This window comes from Rhizobium ruizarguesonis (assembly GCF_012349115.1).
Taxonomy (GTDB): domain Bacteria; phylum Pseudomonadota; class Alphaproteobacteria; order Rhizobiales; family Rhizobiaceae; genus Rhizobium; species Rhizobium ruizarguesonis.
This window is the reverse complement of record NZ_PQIG01000013.1, coordinates 163,187-181,149: the sequence shown is the minus strand read 5'-3', so window position 1 is coordinate 181,149 and position 17,963 is coordinate 163,187. Positions and strand designations below refer to the sequence as shown.

The following is a 17,963-nucleotide window of genomic DNA, read 5'->3' as shown; positions in this document are numbered from 1 at the left end:
CCACCCGAAATGAATAGGACGCCTCTTATTGAAGTATGACGCACTCTCCACGTATCTTAGCAAAGGAGATAAGAGCGCCGTTCTGGATGCATACGGATCAATTCCGACACTCTTGTGGGTAGGCACAAATGCAGAGCCTAGGCGCGTTAGTGCATCTGATCTAAAAACCTCTCTGTCAAGCGTTCGACCAAAACCGACTCTCTTGGTACTGAGAGAATAAGACCCCTTTCTAGGACATACGATCAAGCTGTCCGCACTTCTCCTATTCGACACTGTGACCCCGCGACTACCGCGAGCCAGCACAACGCTGCTCCCTCGCTGACCCAGCAGATCACATAGAGACGGGCACAGAGCGAGCCGTAGGGAGTCGTTGAAGCACATCCTATCTCCCGCCAAACCCATGCACCACCAACGCCACAACACGCAGCAGCAGCGCGCCACGAGTCGGCAAATCGCCATTGGCCTCGAACGTCGGGCTGGAGCAAAGCGCGGACGAATAGATTTCCAAGTCCGCTGCTAGTTCAGGGACCGCGCCCTCACTCGCGATCGAAAGTGACACTCTTGATGGTAAGCTCCAAAGACACCAATGATAGCGGTAAGCAATAAGACCCCTGCTCTTGAGTGTAGGGTTCAAAGCTCCCTGATAGAGCAGTAGGGAACGAACCCTTCCATAGCTAGCTTAAGGCCAAGCATGACGCCTAGCCCAGTGCTCTAGCGACAGGGGCTTGGAAGGCAAAGGGGATGAAGGAAGAAACCTTACAGATATCATCTTCTCCGTTCGTAGCTGACAGCCCGAGCCTACAGCAGCCACGCAAACAAACCGACCGACCATAGACGCGGCTTTGTCAGTACCCGGCGTTAATCCGTGGTCTCCCGCAAGGCCACCAGCGCCCGTATCAAGCCCGGCGCAACAATACCCGAGGCCAAGCCTTTGACGCAGAAGCTGCGCCCGCCGCGAGCTGACAAAGAGCCGGCCATAAACACCCATTTACTCTGGATGCGTGCACGTGCGCGTCAGCTACGCGAGTGCCACAAGAAAGCCCCCACGCACGATGCCCGACCTACAAGAAGGCTTCCGAGCAATCGAAGAAGCCCCGCATTACGCTATCAATATGCAAGCCCGAGTGATCCGCATCGGCACGGGCCGACCGGTCAAGCCCGACGCCAACAAGGTGGTTCAGCTGGCGGTTGACGGCAAGGTGATCAAGCGCCGCGTTACCGCCCTGCGTGCTCGCACCTTCGCGGCCGAACTGCTGGAGACTGTTACCCTTGATGGCGAAGAGTGGAGAACACCCGCGCGCTTCCCCGACTATAGGGTGTCAAATCTCTCTCGCGTCTATGCGGTCAAGAAGGCCATCATACTTGCTCCAGGCATCAACTCCGCAGGTATTCCCGGCGTATGCCTCCCCGATCCTACAGGACTAGCCGACAGCTTCCCTTGGGTCTCAGTGCGCAGCCTCGTGGCTCGCGCTTTCTCCTAAACCCCTTCACCCAACTACTTCACATAAAGGACTAGCCATGTGCGAACCCGTTACCATGGGCGTATTGACTGCGGGTCTCGGCGTGGCTCAAGCCTTCGGCGGCTACGCCCAGCAGCAGCAAGAAGCCGACAACCAGAATAAAATGTACGCCAAAAACGTGGCGAACGCTCAGGCAGCATTTAGCTCTGAGCAGAACGTCCTGCAGCAGCAGGAAGTCCAGAAGAACCAAGCTCAGGCCCAAGACTCCTTCACCATGGACACGGAATACCAGCGCGTACGGGCGGAGCAGGAGAACGAATCTGCGTCTGAAGGACAAGCTGGTCTTTCCGTCGAAAGCCTCATGGCCGACCTCGACCGACAAGAAGCTGACCGTCAGGCCGCAAGCACGCAGAACCTTACGTGGGACGCGCTGGACAACATGGCCAAGCGTCAGGCGTCAGCATCGGCCTACGTCGACACCGTGAACAAAGTCCCGAAGGCAAAGGGGCCGTCCTTCGGCAATCTAGCCACCGGACTTGTCGGCGCTGGAATGCAGGGCTTCTCGTCGTTCCAAAGCCTCAAGACCCAGCAGAGCAAGCTAGCCTCTGGTCAATAGCTCCTGACATCTTAGGAAGATCTCGCCACATGACACAACCTATCGAAGAGGCGGGCCACGCCGCGCTTGCAGATGAAGAATGGGCAACAATCCCGAGCATCCCGACGCACGAAGCCAGTACGCATGGACGCATTAGGGTCGCCACCACGGGCGCGATTGTTGATCCGTATCTGCACCGCACAGGCTACATCTACATCATCCTGACCACGCCCGAAGGTCGACAGCCTCCGAAGCAGGTGCATAGGCTCGTGCTCGAAGCCCACCGAGGGCCGTGCTCTGAAGGTTTCGAATCTCTCCACCTGAACGACACACCGGCTTGCAACCTCTTCTCCAACCTCATCTGGAATACCAAGAAGGTAAATGGCAGGGCCAGGCGAACCGAGCGCAACAGGGGCGACCTGCGACGGCGTCGGTCTGAACGGTTCGCAATGGATCGCGCAGACCTTTGCAAGGCCTACCGCAACGGGGCGACGCTGGCCTCCCTCGCTAAGACCTATCGCACAAGACGCGAGACAGTGAAGCGCATCCTCATGGAGGAAGGCATCGAGCTACGGGCCTCAGTGCGCACATTCGACCACGACTATATCTTTGCCCTGCACCGCGCAGGTTACAACACCCCGGCGATTGCTGCCGAAGTGGGATGCACAGTGGCGTGCGCGCGTACGGTCTTGCTTTCGGCTGGCATCACGCTCGACCGAAATACCATCGATCGCGACAGCTTGAAGGCGTTCCATGTTCAGGGTCTCCGACCATTCGAGATTGCCAAGCGAATGGATTGCGACCCGAAGAGCGTCAGCCGCATTCTTGAAGAACTCGCCAGAGATGGAGAGATTACCTACCGGAAGCAGGAGGCCCGGCCGAAGGCAGACCTGGACCGCATCCGTGCACTTTCGGCAGAAGGCAAGAACAATGCTGAGATTGTCACCCTCACAGGATATTCGAGCGCGACTGTATGGAAGGCTAACGGCAACGCCAAATCTCGGCAGGTGGCCGCGCGCAACGCCCTCATTGTGCAGGAGTTCAAGGAAGGTCGGCATTCTACCGAGATTGCTGAAGCCCGTGGGATCGACGTTGAATATGTGTTGCAGGTGGTGCGTAAGGCAGGGCTGAAGGTGCAGCGCGGTGCAATCCGTACATCGTACGGTGCAGCATACGACCCCAAGCGCTAACTAGAGCCAGCGTGAAGAAGTCCCGAGATAGAAGGACAAGCACGCGCGGCTTAAACCGTGGCCGGAAATTTTATTAGCAGTGCGCGGCGCTCGATGTTCACCGAAGCAAAAATGTCCGGCCTCTTATGATATTAGAATTTCTGAAAACTCCCCGTCGGCCCTGAGTGACATTTGATCGTGGGTTGATCGTTGTATTCTCCATCCCTCGTTCCACCCGCCTCTCGCACTGCATCGCCCTCGGCGCTCGCGATCACGCTTGATGCGGGACATGCAGCTTGCCCACGGCTGGCCTTGTGCGGTCCTTCTGCTGTTGCTGACATTCCGGCAGACAGAGACCCGAGGCCCGCCATGGGCGCACTTTGGCTAGCGATAGGCCCGCGCTCTGCGCTCATCCTTGACAGTCCGCAGCGCGGGATAACGCCTCAGCCCTTGGGGTCTGACGCGCACCGCGCCTCCTCCTGCTCTCCTTATGCTAGGCGCATGGCCGGTCCCCAGCAGCCACGCCGAACCGTTTTCATAACATACACAACGTCCGTTGACATTTGTAACAAACCTCTCCATCTCTCCATAACAGGCACAACAGGGAGAGACCAAGTGCAGCGTTACGTCATCTACACACGCGTATCCACTGAAGACCAGGGCAAGAGCGGCCTAGGCCTCGAAGCGCAGCAACGCGACATCGATATCTTCCTGACCAACTTCTCTGAGGTGCCTTACGAGATCCTAGGGCAGTTCCAAGATGTGCTGTCAGGCAGCGACAACGACCGGCCCGAACTGGCCAAGGCCCTTGCTTTGGTGCGCAAGACAGGCGCTGAACTCCTCGTGGCCAAGCTCGACCGTCTCAGCCGTAAGGTTGCCTTCATCTCTTCGCTCATGGATGACAAGAAGGTGAAGCTTCGCGTGGCCCAGATGCCGAGCGCTGACAAGTTCCAACTCCACATCTACGCGGCCCTCGCCGAGCAAGAGCGCACCTTCATCAGCGAGCGCACAAAGGCAGCGCTGCGCGCAGCAAAAGACCGAGGCGTGAAGCTGGGCGGACTGAGGGACATGACCATGAAGCGCAACGTGGCTATTCAGGAGAAGGCTAACGCCGAGGCGCAACGCTTGATCAAGGTGATTGGCCCGCTGCGGGACGCTAAGCAGTCGCTCGCCAAGATCGCTGAGACGCTCAACGCCATGGGCATAACCACGCCGAGAGGTGGCACTTGGTCCGCTGTACAGGTGTCCCGCGTTATAGAGCGGGCCTGACAGCCGAGGCGACAGGCCGCGCCCTGGACACCTCACGATCAACTGCCAAGTAAAACCAGTAAGGAGCACAGGGCGAGGCCCGCCTATCGAATGGATATAGTGCAGCGTCATCACTTGCAAGGTCGCCCATTGATATCGCGCTGCCTAGGTTAACAGCGCGCATCCGTGCGAGAGCGTCTGTCTTCGTGTTCGTGCGCACCGACCACATAGCCGCTCTCAGACGCTCTCTCATTCTCGCTCATGCAACTGAAAACGTTAAACAATTTTGAAATTTCGCTTGACGCATGATTCCTTTCGGCCCTATCCATGTCTTGCGAATAATCGCGCAACTGCCAAGGATCATACTCACATGACAATCTCAGTCGCATCGTTCACCATCGAGATCCACCGTTCTTCTTTGTGGCTGGAGACAGCGCACCGCGAGCTTTTCGTTTCGAAAGGCACGGGCGTAGTGCACAGCCGAAAGCTGCCGCGCGCGGTACCTGACGAATTCGCCAGCGCCTGAGGCAAACCCGACAACGCCAGTCCGCTGGACCTTCGACCATCCACAAGGCGGGCCATAAGCTCGCCTTTTGCTTTTCCTAAGCGCGCGTAAGGCCGCGCGGTCGGCTCACAAGGAAACACCAGTATGGCAAAATCTTTCACACTGCATCCGGCAGACGGTGAGCCGCGCATTCATGACCTCGAACTTGCTGCACCGCTGGCTTTCGGCGGTACAAAAAGGTTACGTGACCTCATCAACCGCAAGTCCCGTGACCTCGCACTTTATGGAGTTCTTCACGCCGTGGAGAAGCCTTCAGGAGTAAAGGGACGTCGACCCACCCGCGAATTCTTCCTCAACCAGGATCAGGCCATTCGCATCGTCATGCTGGCAGATACGGTGACAAGCGTTGAAGTGTGCGCAATGGTCATCAAGGCGTTCATTGAGCATGGTCACAGCCAGAGTTCCGCCCCGCCCCCAGCGCCGGACCTAGCGCCCATGTTATCGATTCTCCAACAGATAGCGGACACGTTGGCTCTCCTGACGAAGCATATGGCCCCGCGTTAGGCCAGTTGGTCTTTCAAAGCAGCGCAAACAACGGCTTACAGGCCATAATCGAGATCGCGAAATAGGCGACGGCATCGCTTCCGCTCAGAGCACGGAAGGGCGCATGGCATCGATCGACTATCGGAAGGTCAAGGACATGCCGGTCACCCACCCCCCCCGACTTTTGTTTGAAGTAGCGCGAGCCCTCATTCCTCGTCGTTGAGCGCTGCGGCCAACTTGTTCGTCCCACCCCGGTTAACAGTGAATTCCGCACCGTTTGTGCCGAACTTTGCGGATGCCGATGCGCGAAGGAGGTTAGCTAATGCGTCTCCCGTCGCGCCCCGTTCCTTGCCAGTGCCGTGGTGTTGGTCAAAGAGATTCTTGGTGACCCCATTGACAACTGCTGCCGGTATTTCTGCACCGACGTTCTTTGCTTCCATGATTGTCTCTATTGCCCAACTCGCGCGATTGAGGTCGATGGAATACCTTTCAAGTTCCCTCTGCGCCCGTAAGTCGTCCAGATACATGGCCTTAAGCCACGTGATCGCATAGAGAAGGAAGCCAACCGCGCCGAACGCTGCCAAGGCTCCGCGTACGAGAAGGAAGATAGCCGAAGGATCTGAGATCGAGGCCATCGCGGGGGTTTTAGAATCCGGAGCAGTAACTACTTGCGCGAACTCCGAAAGGCTAAACCAAGCAAGCCATGCCAGAAATGCGCCGCCCGCCAACGTCAAAACAAACACGCCCCATCGCAGCGAGGATGTTCCGAGGGGGACAATCGCTTGGTTTAAGCGCAGCTGGATGTCATTCGTTATCTTTTGGCCTAAAGTGCGCCTAGCGTGCATATGCGCGCGATTGTTCAGGTCTTCCTCGCGTCTTCGCAATTCGCTTGTTTTTTCGAGGTAGGAGTTTTCCAGTTCAGCTGACCGTGCCGTAAGTGCCTCTTCTTGGCTCCGTTCTTTATCCGATAAAGATGTTAAGCGCTGAGCGTGTATCTCGTCCAACTCAAGCAGACGTCTATGTGCTCGATCGGTTAGCTCCGAAAAAAGCTCATTCATTCGCGCGAATTGCTCTCCGAGAGCATCTTCGATTCCAGAATTTGCGGAACCCCCTACCTGGAGGTGAGGCATAATCACGTGCTTTTGGACAAGTTCTACAGCGTTAAGGACGACGTCAGTGCTGGGAGCCGCGAGGCTGGTGTTCGATCTGCTACCGAGTTCCAATGAGATATCGTCAAAATACGGAGACGGCACACGGTCCGTGTCGATCCGGTCCGCATCACCACCGACTCCACGACGAAATCTGAGGATTAGGACCGATTCACTGGCAGTCAGATCAAACCTATCTATCGCAAACGTATTAGGCTTCTTGAAGAACCCGTCTAGCTTGGCGCTATCGAAGGAGACCGACAAACCGGCGATATTGAGATTGCCACTGCCATTAAATGTCTCGATGAAGTCTGTGGCCAACTTCATTACTTGCTTATCCGACAGCTTGCTGGTCCGGAAGTATTTCATACAGCCCTCGAAGACGATCAATGGTCCCGAACAAAAAACATTTTGAGTGATTCTGTGCAAGCATCGGGCGAATTCAGAAACGCTTGCCAGTAGGAGGGCGGTGGGAGTCCTAGGTCCTAAAGCAGTTTGCATTGATCTTGCCGCCTCGTAAGCTTTAGACCTCAGCTGTTGTAGAATCCCACAAGCGTGCAGCCACCGCCTCTTCGATCGATTTGAAAAGCGGCTCCCCCTCTTGCTTCAGCTTGTCGGAAGCTTCTCGCATTCGAGGACGGACGTCTTGTTCTTGGTTAATCTGATGCTCAATGACAGCCGAGTGAACCAGATCAATGAACTTTTTCATTTCGTCGCGCAGGGATGGGACCACAAATATCCCGTTCCTGCTTAGCCCGGTGCTAGCCTCTTTTAGTTTTTCGATGACGTCGTAGTACCGGTATATTTCAAATATTCTAATGTAGGCCTTCTGCTTGTCTGAGGTGGTTTTGATTTCGCGGCGCTGCGCTTCCGAAAAGCGAGTATGTGAGAGGAATTCGTCTAGCTCTTCAGCGCTCAATTTATCGACGTTTGCATATTGCCGGAATGCGTTCAGGTAGCCTCCTGCCCAGCTTTTCGCATCGACAAGGCGTGACCACACTTCTGGCAGCACCTCGTATTCGCGATCGTGCAAGCGCTTGGTGCGATCAAAAATACTGTTAATCTTATGGCGTAAGCGTTCCAGTTCACGCGCTTGCTCAGACTTGTAGGCTTCAAGCTGTTCCGCGAACTTCTGGTTGAGCCACTTCTCTCCAAGAACCTTGAAGAGGGTGTAGGCGGCATAGGCCACACCGCCCACCGAAATACCCGCAAGACTAAGTAAGGCGAGCACGCTCTTTAACCATTCCCAAGCCGCTCCTAAGATCACCCAAGACATACCCTACATTGCCCCCTAACTCACCGCTGCTATGAAAGCACATAATCTGATTTTCCAAGCTGCGCCCTCGAATCATGGTCCGCCATTTGAGAGGGTGGGACCAAAGTGAAATCCATATGCAACCCTGCTAATTATGACGCGGTTGATGCAGTCAACGCTGACCTTACCTTCAGCAATCGGCCACCCGAAGAGAGCTATGTTCGGGATCGACTTCTCCTGTTCGTCCTTTTGCAACTGCTTAATTCGGCGGTGCGAGATCCCCCATGTGGTCTCAAAGGGCATTGCGCCGGTCCGCAATAGGCTGAAGTATGAAGGGTAAATAACACCGTCGAAACCTGCGGAATGTGCCGATTCAGAAATTGTGCGTGTGATGTTGTATGCGTGCTGGCCCGCAAGGAACAGCATATGCACAGCCATATCCAGACTTTCGAACTCCGTAATAGAGTCTTCCTCCGGCAATAGGGCGGAAAGGTCAAGGAGACGCAGATCTCTTAGGGGTGCTAGCGTCGCAGCGAAGACTTCATCCTCAGCAGAGACACGGCATTCGTGCACGCAAATTTCGAGATCCGATGAACCGTAAAGAATGGGCTTTCCAGGACTATCAAGTCGGCCATTCCCTGTGAAAGCGACTGGAGGGCTATCATACTGTGACGGATCGTTAGGCCGCGCCGGATTAACACGAATTCTAAAAAACGTATCGGCGGGGCCGATTGATCGCTCTGGGTATTCTTTGAGTATCCTCTTGAGAATACGGCTGCGCTGCTTTTTCCTCTGCAACGCTTTCAGCGGTTCCACCTCCCCAATCATCCACAGTCGAGGGTCATAGTAAAAGAAACCGATGCCCAGTAGCCGTTCCAAGAGACTAACATCCGGCTTAAGCCACGGCTCGACTTCGATGCACGTGGGTCGCACGTCGTTAAACTGCACTAAAGGCGCTGCGCCATAGGTAGCTCTTTGAATGGAACCCCAAACAAAGAAGCGGTCGGACAGGCTTAATAACTGGTCCCTTGTCAATTGTCCGTAACCGATGGCGTGGCAGTTGGGACAAGCTGCAGAACGCTTTCGACCAAACCTCTCCGCATCAAATCTAAGCCCTTTGTCTGAAAAGCAGTTCGAACACGCCATTGGGTTTGGTGCGCGCGCAAAATGTCCCATCCGGGAGAATAGGGACTTGAAAAAGCTGGCGATCAGTCGCGGTTTCATAACGCTCATCTCAATCGAGAATGAATGCGCTATCCGATTCCGTGCGGATTTAACAGTGCCCTGGGCTTTCGTTATTCTTGCTTGACTGCTACACAAATGTGCCACACAAACGCCGACAACGGTACGAGAAAGCATAATAAAATCAATGAAAAACCTAGTTTGTCTGCCTGTCCTCTTCTGGGCACCATTCCATTCTTGATCGCTACCAAGATCAAGGAGTTAAGCCTTTCCAACCAAGTTGCGCATTTGGTGCCTTGTAGCAAAGGCCAGCCACGATGCGCTTGAGGCTTGTTCACTCGATAGCTCCCGAGAACTCTCCGAAATCCTGATTTCTGGACGCTTATTCCCACCGTTCTTGCTAGCTGGCCTCCATTGACTCTCTCACTCCAAAATGTGAACATATAGCGAACATAATGGAGTTTTGCGATGATCCGATACGCCACGTCCGCAGCCGGCAACCCCCAGCCACCAAAGGCGCGCGAGGTGTCAGCTGCCGAACCGGCCGTTGAAATGCCTGCCTGCAAGCCGGTCATTGAGGTAGCTTCTGCCGGCGCGGTGCTTGCTGCTTACCCGCTGCTCCCCAGCGGCGAGTCAGACGAGCTCGGCTCTAACACTCTGCAGAAGACCACCAAACCACCACGCCGGGCGACAACAAAACGTAAGCCTAAGGTCGCCGAGGCAGACGACACTCCACTCCAGCTTAGTCTGGAGGCTTAACCGCAACCATCCGGCCAAGGTGTGGCGGCAGGGAACTCCCACCATAATCTATATAGCACTTCGGAATCCCGAAATTGGTTGCGGGATTGAAATCATGGGATGTTTCTCCATGACGACAGCCCGCGAAAGGCGTCGAATTTCGGAATCCCGAAGCGGGGGAATTTCGGGATTCCGAAGTGGGATTTTTTTCTTCGGGCCGACGCGCCGGGCCTTTGCCCGGGGGCAATCGGCCGGCTATCTGACGCTTTCCTATCAGGATCGGCCGCGTCTGGTCGGATCAATTGCGCCCGCTTGGCGCTCCTCGTAAAACTGGAGGGACGTGCCTTCGGCCAAACGGGATGTCCCGAACGGCAAGCTGTTCCATTGCTCAACGCATGGCCTGCGAAACGCGCGGCTGTCGGTTCCCACACCCCCGCAAGCCTCGCACAAGAACGAAATCGGATACCGGGACAAGGATGAACATACGGCCGTTCCGCCTGTCGAGAGCCCGGACGGCTCTGAGGGTGGTCTGCCGGAGCTTGACGAGACACTCTGGAGTTCGCTTGGGATGAAAGTCGTAATTCTTGCCGGTGGCCTTGGCTCGCGCCTTGCCGAGGAAACCAGTATCCGCCCCAAGCCACTGGTCGAAGTCGGCGGCATGCCGATCCTCTGGCACATCATGAGCATCTATGCTCATCACGGGCTCAATGATTTCATCATCTGCGCCGGCTACAAGGGCTATATGATCAAGGAGTATTTCGTAAACCTTGTTCTGCACCACAACGACATTACCGTCGACCTCGCCTCCAACAGCATCAACTATCACGGCGGCAAACGACCGAACTGGCGCGTAACTGTAGTCGATACCGGCATGTATTCGATGACCGGCGGGCGTATTGCGCGCATTCGCGATCATCTGACACCCGGCGAACCTTTCTGCGTGACCTATGGCGACGGCGTCGGCGACATCGATATCGCCGCCGAAGTCGCCTTCCATCGCAGCCATGGCCTCAAGGCGACGATGTGCGCGGTCACTCCGCCCGGACGTTACGGCGCCACGAATATCGAGGGACAGTACATCACCTCCTTCATCGAGAAGCCGAGGGGCGACGGTCAGCGCATCAATGGCGGCTTCTTCGTGCTCGACCCGTCGGTGGTCGATCTCATTCCCAGCGACGACACGATCTGGGAAGCCGGGCCGCTGGAGTGGCTCGCCGCCAACAACCAGCTCGCCGCCTTCAAGCATGACGGTTTCTGGCAGCCGATGGATACGCTTCGCGAGCGCAACCACCTGGAAGAGCTCTGGAATTCCGGAAAGGCACCGTGGAAACTATGGGCCTGACGGACTTCTGGAACGGGCGGCGGGTTTTCCTGACCGGACATACCGGCTTCAAGGGATCGTGGCTTTCCCTGTGGCTGGAGCGGCTCGGCGCTGAGGTGACCGCCGTATCGCTGGCGCCGGAAACCGAACCATCGCTCTATCGGAAGCTTGCTCCCTGGGACGATCGCGGCCATCACATCGTCGATATCCGCGACGCCGAGGCGGTTCTTAATCTCTCCAGACGCTTCCAACCGGAGATCGTCATCCATATGGCGGCGCAGGCTCTGGTGCGGCGTTCTTATGAGAACCCGGCCGAGACCTTTTCGACCAACGTCATGGGAACGGCAAATGTTCTCGACGCGGTCAGGCAGACGCCCTCCGTCAAGACCGTGCTGGTCATCACCTCCGACAAGGTTTACGCCAATAACGGCAGCGGCATACCCTTCGTCGAGACCGATACGCTCGGCGGCAAGGACCCCTACAGCAATTCAAAAGCCTGCACGGAACTCGTCTGCCAGAGCTACCGCGACAGTTTCTTCAAAGGGCGCGATCTCAGGCTCGCCACGGTCCGCGCCGGCAATGTCATCGGCGGCGGCGACTGGTCGAAGGACCGGCTGATCCCGGATTTCATCCGCGCTTTCGAAGGCGGCGAACCGATCATGCTGCGCTATCCCGCGGCGATCCGCCCCTGGCAGCACGTGCTGGAGCCGCTTGGCGGTTATCTGAGCTTCGCTGAGGTGCTGACGCAGCAGCGCGGCAGGGATCTGCCGGATGCACTGAATTTCGGTCCGCATCCCGAAAGCTTCGCCACTGTTTCCGAACTCGCCGAAGCGCTCGGACGCGCGCACTGCGTCGAAGATGTGTGGCGGCTGGCGCCCGGCAATCATCTGCCGGAAGCGCCGGCGCTGACGCTGAGCTCGGAGCTTGCGCTCGACACCATCGGCTGGCGCCCGCGCCTCAGCCTGCAACAGACCATCGACTGGACTGCCGCCTGGTACAAGGCCAATCGCGAGGGCGAAGACATGCGCGCCTTCTCGCTCGGCCAGATCGCGGCATATGAGGAAGCAGTATCATGACAGCGCACAATTGCCGGTTTTGCGATGCCCCGCTGAAGCATCGTTTCGTCGACCTGGGCTCGACGCCGCTCGCCAACGCCTATTTGACGGAAGAGCAGCTCAACAAGCCGGAGCCCTCCTATCCGTTGCGCGCCTTCGTCTGCTCCGAATGCTGGCTGGTGCAGGCCGATGCCTTCGTTCCGCCGGAGGATATCTTCAGCCACTATGCCTATTTCTCCTCCTACAGCGACGGCTGGGTGGAGCATGCCCGCCAGTTTACGATCATGGCGCGCAAGCGCTTCGGCCTCGGTGAGGCATCACAGGTGATCGAGGTGGCGAGCAATGACGGCTACCTCCTCAAGCATTTCGTCGAAGCAGGCGTGCCGGTGCTCGGCATCGAGCCGGCCGAGAACGTTGCGGAAGTGGCGCGGCAGATCGGCGTTCCCACGGAAGCGCGCTTCTTCGGCAAGGAAACCGCTGCCGATCTCGTCTCCCGCGGCCTTGCCGCCGACATTGTCATCGGCAACAACGTGCTGGCGCATGTGCCTGACATCAACGATTTCGTCGGCGGGCTTTCGGCTGTGCTGAAGCCGGACGGCGTCGTCAGCGTTGAATTCCCGCACCTGCTACGGCTGATGGAAAATATCCAGTTCGACACTGTCTACCACGAGCATTTCTACTATCTGTCGTTGCTGGCCGTCGAAAAGGTGTTCGCGGCGCACGGCCTCAAGATCTTTGACGTGGAAGAATTGCCGACCCATGGCGGGAGTCTCCGCGTGCTTGCCTGCCGCGCAACGTCCACGGTTCACGCAATCGGCCGCGGTCTTGCCAAGGTCCGCACCGATGAGGCAGCCGCCGGTTTCGACAAGGTCGAGACCTACGAGGCTTTCCAGAGCCGCGTGGCGCCGATCAAGGATGGACTGCTCGCCTTCCTCGCGGAAGCCAAACGCAGCGGCAAGAAGGTCGCCGCCTATGGCGCTGCCGCCAAGGGCAACACGCTGCTGAATTTCTGCGGCGTCGGCACCGACCTCATCGAATACGTCGTCGACCGCAATCCGCACAAGCAGGGGCATTTCCTGCCGGGGAGCAAACTGCCGATCTACGCGCCGGAGAAGATGGACGAGACGCAGCCGGATTATATCCTCATCCTGCCCTGGAACATCAAGAACGAAGTCGTTGCGGCCAATAGCAGGGTCGGCGCCTGGGGCGGACGCTTCGCCGTTGCCGTGCCGGAACTGACGGTGCTCGGATGAAATTCCTTCCCACTGCGGTTTCGGGCGCCTTTGTCGTGGAAGTCGACGCGCGCTCCGACGACCGGGGAATGTTCGCACGAACCTTCGACGCGCAGACCTTTGCGGCGCAAGGTCTCGTGCCCGTCTACCCACAGTGCAATGTCTCGCAGAACCACAAGCGGGGGACGCTGCGCGGCATGCACTACCAAGCCCAACCGCGGCCGGAGGTGAAGCTGGTGCGTGCCACGCGCGGCAGGGTCTTCGACGTGGCGCTCGATCTGAGACCGGATTCGCCAAGCTATCTCAAATGGGCCTCCGTCGAGCTCGATGCTATCAGTCACAACGCCTTCTACATACCTGCAGGATGCGCACACGGCTTGCTGACTCTCGAGGATGATTGCGAACTCTTTTACCAAATGTCGGAAACCTACGTGCCGGAACTTGCCCGTGGCGTCCGCTGGGACGATCCCGCCTTTTCCATCGCCTGGCCGTTCACGCCGAGCATCATCAGCGAGCGTGACGCCGCGCTTGACAGCTACGGCCAGGAGACAAGCCTTTGAGCGGTATCAAACTCAGCATCTGCATCCCGACCTATAACCGCGAAGCCTATCTCAGAAACGCGCTGACCTACTGCGAGAACGACTACAAGTTCGCCTTTCCCTTCGAAATCGTCATCTGCGACAATGCCTCCACGGACGGCACGCAGCAGGTGGTCGAGGAATTCATCGCCCGCGGGCAGCCGATCCGCTACTACAAACGTGAAACCAATGCCGGCGCCGCGGCAAACGTCACGAGCGCTCTGCGCCTCGGCAAGGGCGAATACCTCATCTATCTCGCCGACGACGACATGCTGATTGCCGATGCGGTGGCCGACACCATCAGATATCTCGACAACAATCAGGAGGTGACCTGCGCCCATGCGCCGTGGTTCCTCTACGACGAAGTCGCCAAAACCGACATCACGAAGTTCTACAATGTCGAGGAGGATCGGAAGTTTCCGCATGGAAGCTTCGGCGACGTCTTCCAGTATATCTGCGAAGGCCACATCTTTCCGGAAATCGCGATCTATCGCTCGTCAGCCCTGCGGTCGGCCTGGATTCCAAGAGAATTCTGCTTCTACCCGTTCCCGTTCCTTGCGCATTTCCTCGATCAGGGCGCGGTCTCCTTCCTGCAGCGGCCGTTCTACCGCTCCATCGTCAATTCGGCGATCGCCCGCGACCGTCCGCAAGAAGGCACCAACGACGTCATGACGAGCTGGGACCGCTATCGCGGCGGGCTTGAATATTTCCTCTATATGGGCGTCAAGCGCGGAGCGATGACCCTCACGCCCGAGACGCGTCTCAAGTATGACGAGATGTGCAAGGTCTTCACGCTCAATCGCATGGCGGTCGCCTTCCGCTTCTGGGCGGAGCGCAAGAACTTCATCAAGGCCTATGAGCTCTATACCCGCATCATGTGGGGCGGGATGCTCAACCACCCGGAAATTCGCAGTTTCCGTGAAAGGTTGCCCCTGATGGTCGCCATCCAGACGCTGGTGAGCGAAGTGAATTCGGCAATCGGCATCGATACGCTGCTTCTCGGCGGTTTCTCGGAAATCACCGCTCTCGAAGGCCTGATGCGCGAACTCGGCCTCAACGGAAAGGTGAAGGTGACGGTGAAACTCAGCGACAGTCCGCTGGAAAGCACCGCCGTCTTCGTCAGCGTCAATAGCGACCGGGAGTATTTCGTAGCACTTGGCTACCTGCCCAACCTCGTCTTCCACGAGCACGATCTCTCCCGACACATCATCATGTGAGCCTCGCGCCAGCTTCAAAAACTAGCGTCGTGGCGGGCGCCTGCGTCTTGATTTCAATTCAACAGAAATTAGCGGCATGACAAACAGGATCTTCTACACCAAGCCTTCGATCACCCAGCTCGAAACGGATTATGCGGCCGATGCCGCCGCCACCGGCTGGGGCGCGCGCTGCTACGACTATCTCAACCGCTTCGAACGCGACTTCAAAACCTATCTCGGCAGTGGCTTTGCGATCGCGACCTCGAGCTGCACCGGCGCCATGCACATGGGCTTGGCGGCGCTCGGCGTCGGCGAAGGCGATGAAGTGATCCTCGCCGATACGAACTGGGTTGCCACCGTCTCGCCGATCGTCCACCTCGGCGCAAGACCCGTTTTTGTCGACGTGCTTGCCGATACGTGGTGCATTGATCCCGAGGAGGTTGAGCGCCATATCACGCCGAAGACCAAGGCCATTATCGCCACGCATCTCTACGGCAACCTCTGCGACATGGATGCGCTGCTGGAAATCGGCAACAGGACGGGCATTCCGGTGATCGAGGATGCAGCTGAAGCGGTCGGCTCCGTCTGGCACGGCCGCCGCGCCGGCTCGATGGGCGCCTTCGGCACCTTCTCCTTCCACGGCACCAAGACGCTGACGACAGGCGAAGGCGGCATGTTCGTCACCAATGACGCCGCCCTTTACGAAAAGGTGCTGACGCTCAGCAATCACGGCCGGGCTCGGGGACAGACGAAGCAGTTCTGGCCAGATGCGATCGGCTTCAAATACAAGATGTCCAACATCCAGGCGGCCATCGGATGCGCCCAACTCGAGCGCATCGAGGAACTCGTCAACCGCAAGCGCGAAATTCTGGCCTCCTACATGATCCGGCTTTCGGCGCTGCCCGGCATCACGATGAACCCGGAATACACCGGCACGATCAACGGCGCGTGGATGCCGACCGCCGTCTTCCATCCGTCGACGGGCATTACCCGCGAGATGATGCAGCAGACCTTCGAGACCGCCAATATCGATGCGCGCGTCTTCTTTTATCCCCTCTCCAGCCTCTCCATGTTCGAAGATCGGCCCCAGAACGTGAACGCCTGGAGCATTCCGGGTCGCGCGATCAACCTGCCGAGCTATCATGACATGAGCGAAGCCGATATCGACCGGGTAGCGGTAACGCTGCTCGATATGGCGGCCGGGCGGATCTACCACAACAGCACGGCATTGCGGCAGTCGGTTTAAGACAGCCCTACAGCGAAGGACAAAGAACAGTCATGACCACGAAGGACGATCGTCTCGAATTCGAAGCCCACAAGCGGGAAATGTCGCTTGCGCTCGGCAAGGATGAGGCAAGTTTTCAACAATCGCTGAACACACTGATCGGGCTCGACAAGTTCGACTATTTCTATCTCTGGTCATGGATGGGCGTGCCGATCATCCAGCTTCCGGTCGATATCCTGGCGACCCAGGAAGTCATCTGGGCGACCAAGCCCGATGTCATCATCGAAACCGGCATTGCGCGCGGCGGCTCGCTGATCTTCATGGCGTCGATCCTCGCCGCCATGGGCAACGACAAGGCCAAGGTTGTCGGCGTCGACATCGACATCCGCGCCCATAATCGCGAGTCGATCGAATCCCATCCGATGTCGAACCGGATCAAGATGATCCAGGGCGGTTCAGTCGACGACGACGTGCTTGCCGCCGTGAAGGCCGAGATCCCGCCGGGCGCCCGCGTGATGGTGGTACTCGACAGCGACCATTCCTACGAGCATGTCCTGGCGGAATGCCGCGCCTACGGTCCACTGGTGACGGAAGGCTGCTACCTCGTCGTCGCCGACACGCTCATCGGCCACCTGACGGAGGAGCAGGCCTTCACAAAACGCTCCAAGGTCTGGCTGCGCGGCAACGAGCCGCTGAAGGCCGTCACCGATTATCTGGCGGAAACCGACCGCTTCGAAGTCGATCCGGTTCTGAACGGCAAGCTGGTGCTGTCTTCCTCGCCGGGCGGCTACTGCATCTGCCGCAAGGCGTGAGCGGACACTCAGGGATAGTCGTTCATGGCGCAGGTCGATATCGTCAGCCTCAAGGACAATGCGGATCCGGCCAGACGGCTCCGACTTGCGATCAGGGACGATAGCGGCAGGCACGTGGGCGACCTGCAATGCATCGACAGGTCGATGCTCGACGAGCCCGGCCTGATCGACGACCTGACGACGTGGCGCAACCAGTCGATGCCGTTTTTCCTCAGCCAGTTTAACGCCACCCAGGAACGCACGCGGCAGTGGCTCGAAACCATCTCCCTGCCCGCCGCCGACCGAATCCTATTCGTCATTTGCGATCCCGGCGGAAACCGGTTCGGCAATTTCGGCATCTGCAACATCCGGCCCGGTTCGGCCGAATTCGACAACGTCATCCGCGGCCGGGCGAGCGATATGCGAAACCTGATGTTCCATTGCGGCAGGGCACTGCTGGAGTGGATGTTTTCCGGGCTCGGAGTCGAAACCGCCGAGCTGCATGTCTTCTCCCACAATGAAAAAGCGATCGGCCTTTACAAGCGGCTGGGCTTTGCGGCGGCCGAAAGCCTGCCGCTGCGGCGCACGGAGGAAGAGGGCATGGTCAAATATTCGGTCGTCGATCGATCGGAAGCAAATGCCGGCTTCGACTATCTGAGGATGGAGCTTCCGATCGGACGTTTCCGGCAGGCGCATCCAGCGGCTTTGCTGACCGCCTGAAG

At 57.8% G+C, this 17,963-nt stretch carries 19 protein-coding genes; 15 read left to right on the top strand and 4 right to left on the bottom strand.

Going from position 1 to position 17,963, the window contains the following annotated elements; translation table 11 throughout:
• The first annotated feature begins 1,052 nt into the window (after positions 1-1,052).
• From C3Y91_RS03315 to C3Y91_RS03290, 6 genes are all read left to right on the top strand, one after another.
• Positions 1,053-1,481, top strand: a complete 429-nt coding sequence (locus C3Y91_RS03315) for a hypothetical protein (protein ID WP_168574974.1) — start codon at positions 1,053-1,055, stop codon at positions 1,479-1,481.
• 37 nt (positions 1,482-1,518) lie between these two features.
• On the top strand, positions 1,519-2,076 hold the full coding sequence (locus C3Y91_RS03310) for a virion core protein, T7 gp14 family (RefSeq protein ID WP_168574973.1): 558 nt from the start codon (positions 1,519-1,521) through the stop codon (positions 2,074-2,076).
• A gap of 29 nt (positions 2,077-2,105) precedes the next feature.
• Positions 2,106-3,245 carry an HNH endonuclease gene (locus C3Y91_RS03305; protein ID WP_168574972.1) on the top strand — a complete coding sequence of 380 codons (1,140 nt, stop codon included), beginning with the start codon at positions 2,106-2,108 and terminating at the stop codon, positions 3,243-3,245.
• A gap of 594 nt (positions 3,246-3,839) precedes the next feature.
• Positions 3,840-4,493, top strand: coding sequence for a recombinase family protein (locus tag C3Y91_RS03300; RefSeq protein WP_168574971.1), 654 nt, complete (start codon positions 3,840-3,842; stop codon positions 4,491-4,493).
• Between the two features lie 349 nt (positions 4,494-4,842).
• A complete protein-coding gene (locus C3Y91_RS03295) occupies positions 4,843-4,998 on the top strand; it encodes a hypothetical protein (protein WP_168574970.1) in 156 nt (51 codons plus the stop codon).
• A gap of 123 nt (positions 4,999-5,121) precedes the next feature.
• Positions 5,122-5,541 (top strand): hypothetical protein, encoded by a 420-nt coding sequence (locus C3Y91_RS03290; protein ID WP_168574969.1) that lies wholly within the window; start codon positions 5,122-5,124, stop codon positions 5,539-5,541.
• 185 nt (positions 5,542-5,726) lie between these two features.
• On the opposite strand, the gene C3Y91_RS03285 is transcribed toward C3Y91_RS03290, so the two are convergent.
• The 4 genes from C3Y91_RS03285 to C3Y91_RS03270 form a co-directional block, all read right to left on the bottom strand.
• Positions 5,727-7,037 carry a hypothetical protein gene (locus C3Y91_RS03285; protein ID WP_168574968.1) on the bottom strand — a complete coding sequence of 437 codons (1,311 nt, stop codon included), beginning with the start codon at positions 7,035-7,037 and terminating at the stop codon, positions 5,727-5,729.
• Positions 7,038-7,191: 154 nt separating this feature from the next.
• The gene (locus tag C3Y91_RS03280; protein WP_168574967.1) at positions 7,192-7,944 is read right to left on the bottom strand and encodes a hypothetical protein; all 753 of its coding nucleotides are present in this window, start codon (positions 7,942-7,944) and stop codon (positions 7,192-7,194) included.
• A gap of 72 nt (positions 7,945-8,016) precedes the next feature.
• The gene (locus C3Y91_RS03275; protein WP_246780168.1) at positions 8,017-9,147 is read right to left on the bottom strand and encodes an RES family NAD+ phosphorylase; all 1,131 of its coding nucleotides are present in this window, start codon (positions 9,145-9,147) and stop codon (positions 8,017-8,019) included.
• Positions 9,148-9,218: 71 nt separating this feature from the next.
• Positions 9,219-9,680 (bottom strand): hypothetical protein, encoded by a 462-nt coding sequence (locus tag C3Y91_RS03270; protein ID WP_168574932.1) that lies wholly within the window; start codon positions 9,678-9,680, stop codon positions 9,219-9,221.
• On the opposite strand from C3Y91_RS03270, the gene C3Y91_RS38505 reads away from it, so the two are divergent.
• The 9 genes from C3Y91_RS38505 to C3Y91_RS03225 all read left to right on the top strand — a co-directional run bounded on the left by C3Y91_RS38505 (position 9,574) and on the right by C3Y91_RS03225 (position 17,961).
• Positions 9,574-9,864 carry a poly(hydroxyalkanoate) granule-associated protein gene (locus C3Y91_RS38505; RefSeq protein WP_168574966.1) on the top strand — a complete coding sequence of 97 codons (291 nt, stop codon included), beginning with the start codon at positions 9,574-9,576 and terminating at the stop codon, positions 9,862-9,864. The genes C3Y91_RS03270 and C3Y91_RS38505 overlap by 107 nt on opposite strands.
• Positions 9,865-10,411: 547 nt before the next feature.
• Positions 10,412-11,185: a glucose-1-phosphate cytidylyltransferase gene (gene rfbF / locus C3Y91_RS03260; protein ID WP_026170764.1), complete on the top strand. Its 774-nt coding sequence runs from the start codon at positions 10,412-10,414 to the stop codon at positions 11,183-11,185.
• The gene (gene rfbG, locus C3Y91_RS03255) at positions 11,176-12,240 is read left to right on the top strand and encodes a CDP-glucose 4,6-dehydratase (protein ID WP_168574981.1); all 1,065 of its coding nucleotides are present in this window, start codon (positions 11,176-11,178) and stop codon (positions 12,238-12,240) included. Before rfbF ends, rfbG begins: the two co-directional genes overlap by 10 nt.
• Positions 12,237-13,472 carry a class I SAM-dependent methyltransferase gene (locus C3Y91_RS03250; protein ID WP_168574965.1) on the top strand — a complete coding sequence of 412 codons (1,236 nt, stop codon included), beginning with the start codon at positions 12,237-12,239 and terminating at the stop codon, positions 13,470-13,472. The genes rfbG and C3Y91_RS03250 overlap by 4 nt, the downstream gene beginning before the upstream one ends.
• The gene (gene rfbC / locus C3Y91_RS03245; protein ID WP_168574964.1) at positions 13,469-14,011 is read left to right on the top strand and encodes a dTDP-4-dehydrorhamnose 3,5-epimerase; all 543 of its coding nucleotides are present in this window, start codon (positions 13,469-13,471) and stop codon (positions 14,009-14,011) included. The genes C3Y91_RS03250 and rfbC overlap by 4 nt, the downstream gene beginning before the upstream one ends.
• Positions 14,008-15,246: a glycosyltransferase family 2 protein gene (locus C3Y91_RS03240; RefSeq protein WP_130665370.1), complete on the top strand. Its 1,239-nt coding sequence runs from the start codon at positions 14,008-14,010 to the stop codon at positions 15,244-15,246. Before rfbC ends, C3Y91_RS03240 begins: the two co-directional genes overlap by 4 nt.
• Positions 15,247-15,322: 76 nt before the next feature.
• The gene (locus C3Y91_RS03235; RefSeq protein WP_018070292.1) at positions 15,323-16,471 is read left to right on the top strand and encodes a DegT/DnrJ/EryC1/StrS family aminotransferase; all 1,149 of its coding nucleotides are present in this window, start codon (positions 15,323-15,325) and stop codon (positions 16,469-16,471) included.
• Positions 16,472-16,503: 32 nt separating this feature from the next.
• Positions 16,504-17,262, top strand: coding sequence for a cephalosporin hydroxylase family protein (locus tag C3Y91_RS03230; protein WP_017962832.1), 759 nt, complete (start codon positions 16,504-16,506; stop codon positions 17,260-17,262).
• A gap of 24 nt (positions 17,263-17,286) precedes the next feature.
• Entirely contained in the window at positions 17,287-17,961 is a 675-nt protein-coding gene (locus C3Y91_RS03225) for a GNAT family N-acetyltransferase (RefSeq protein ID WP_018070293.1), read from the top strand.
• The last annotated feature ends 2 nt before the right edge of the window (positions 17,962-17,963 follow it).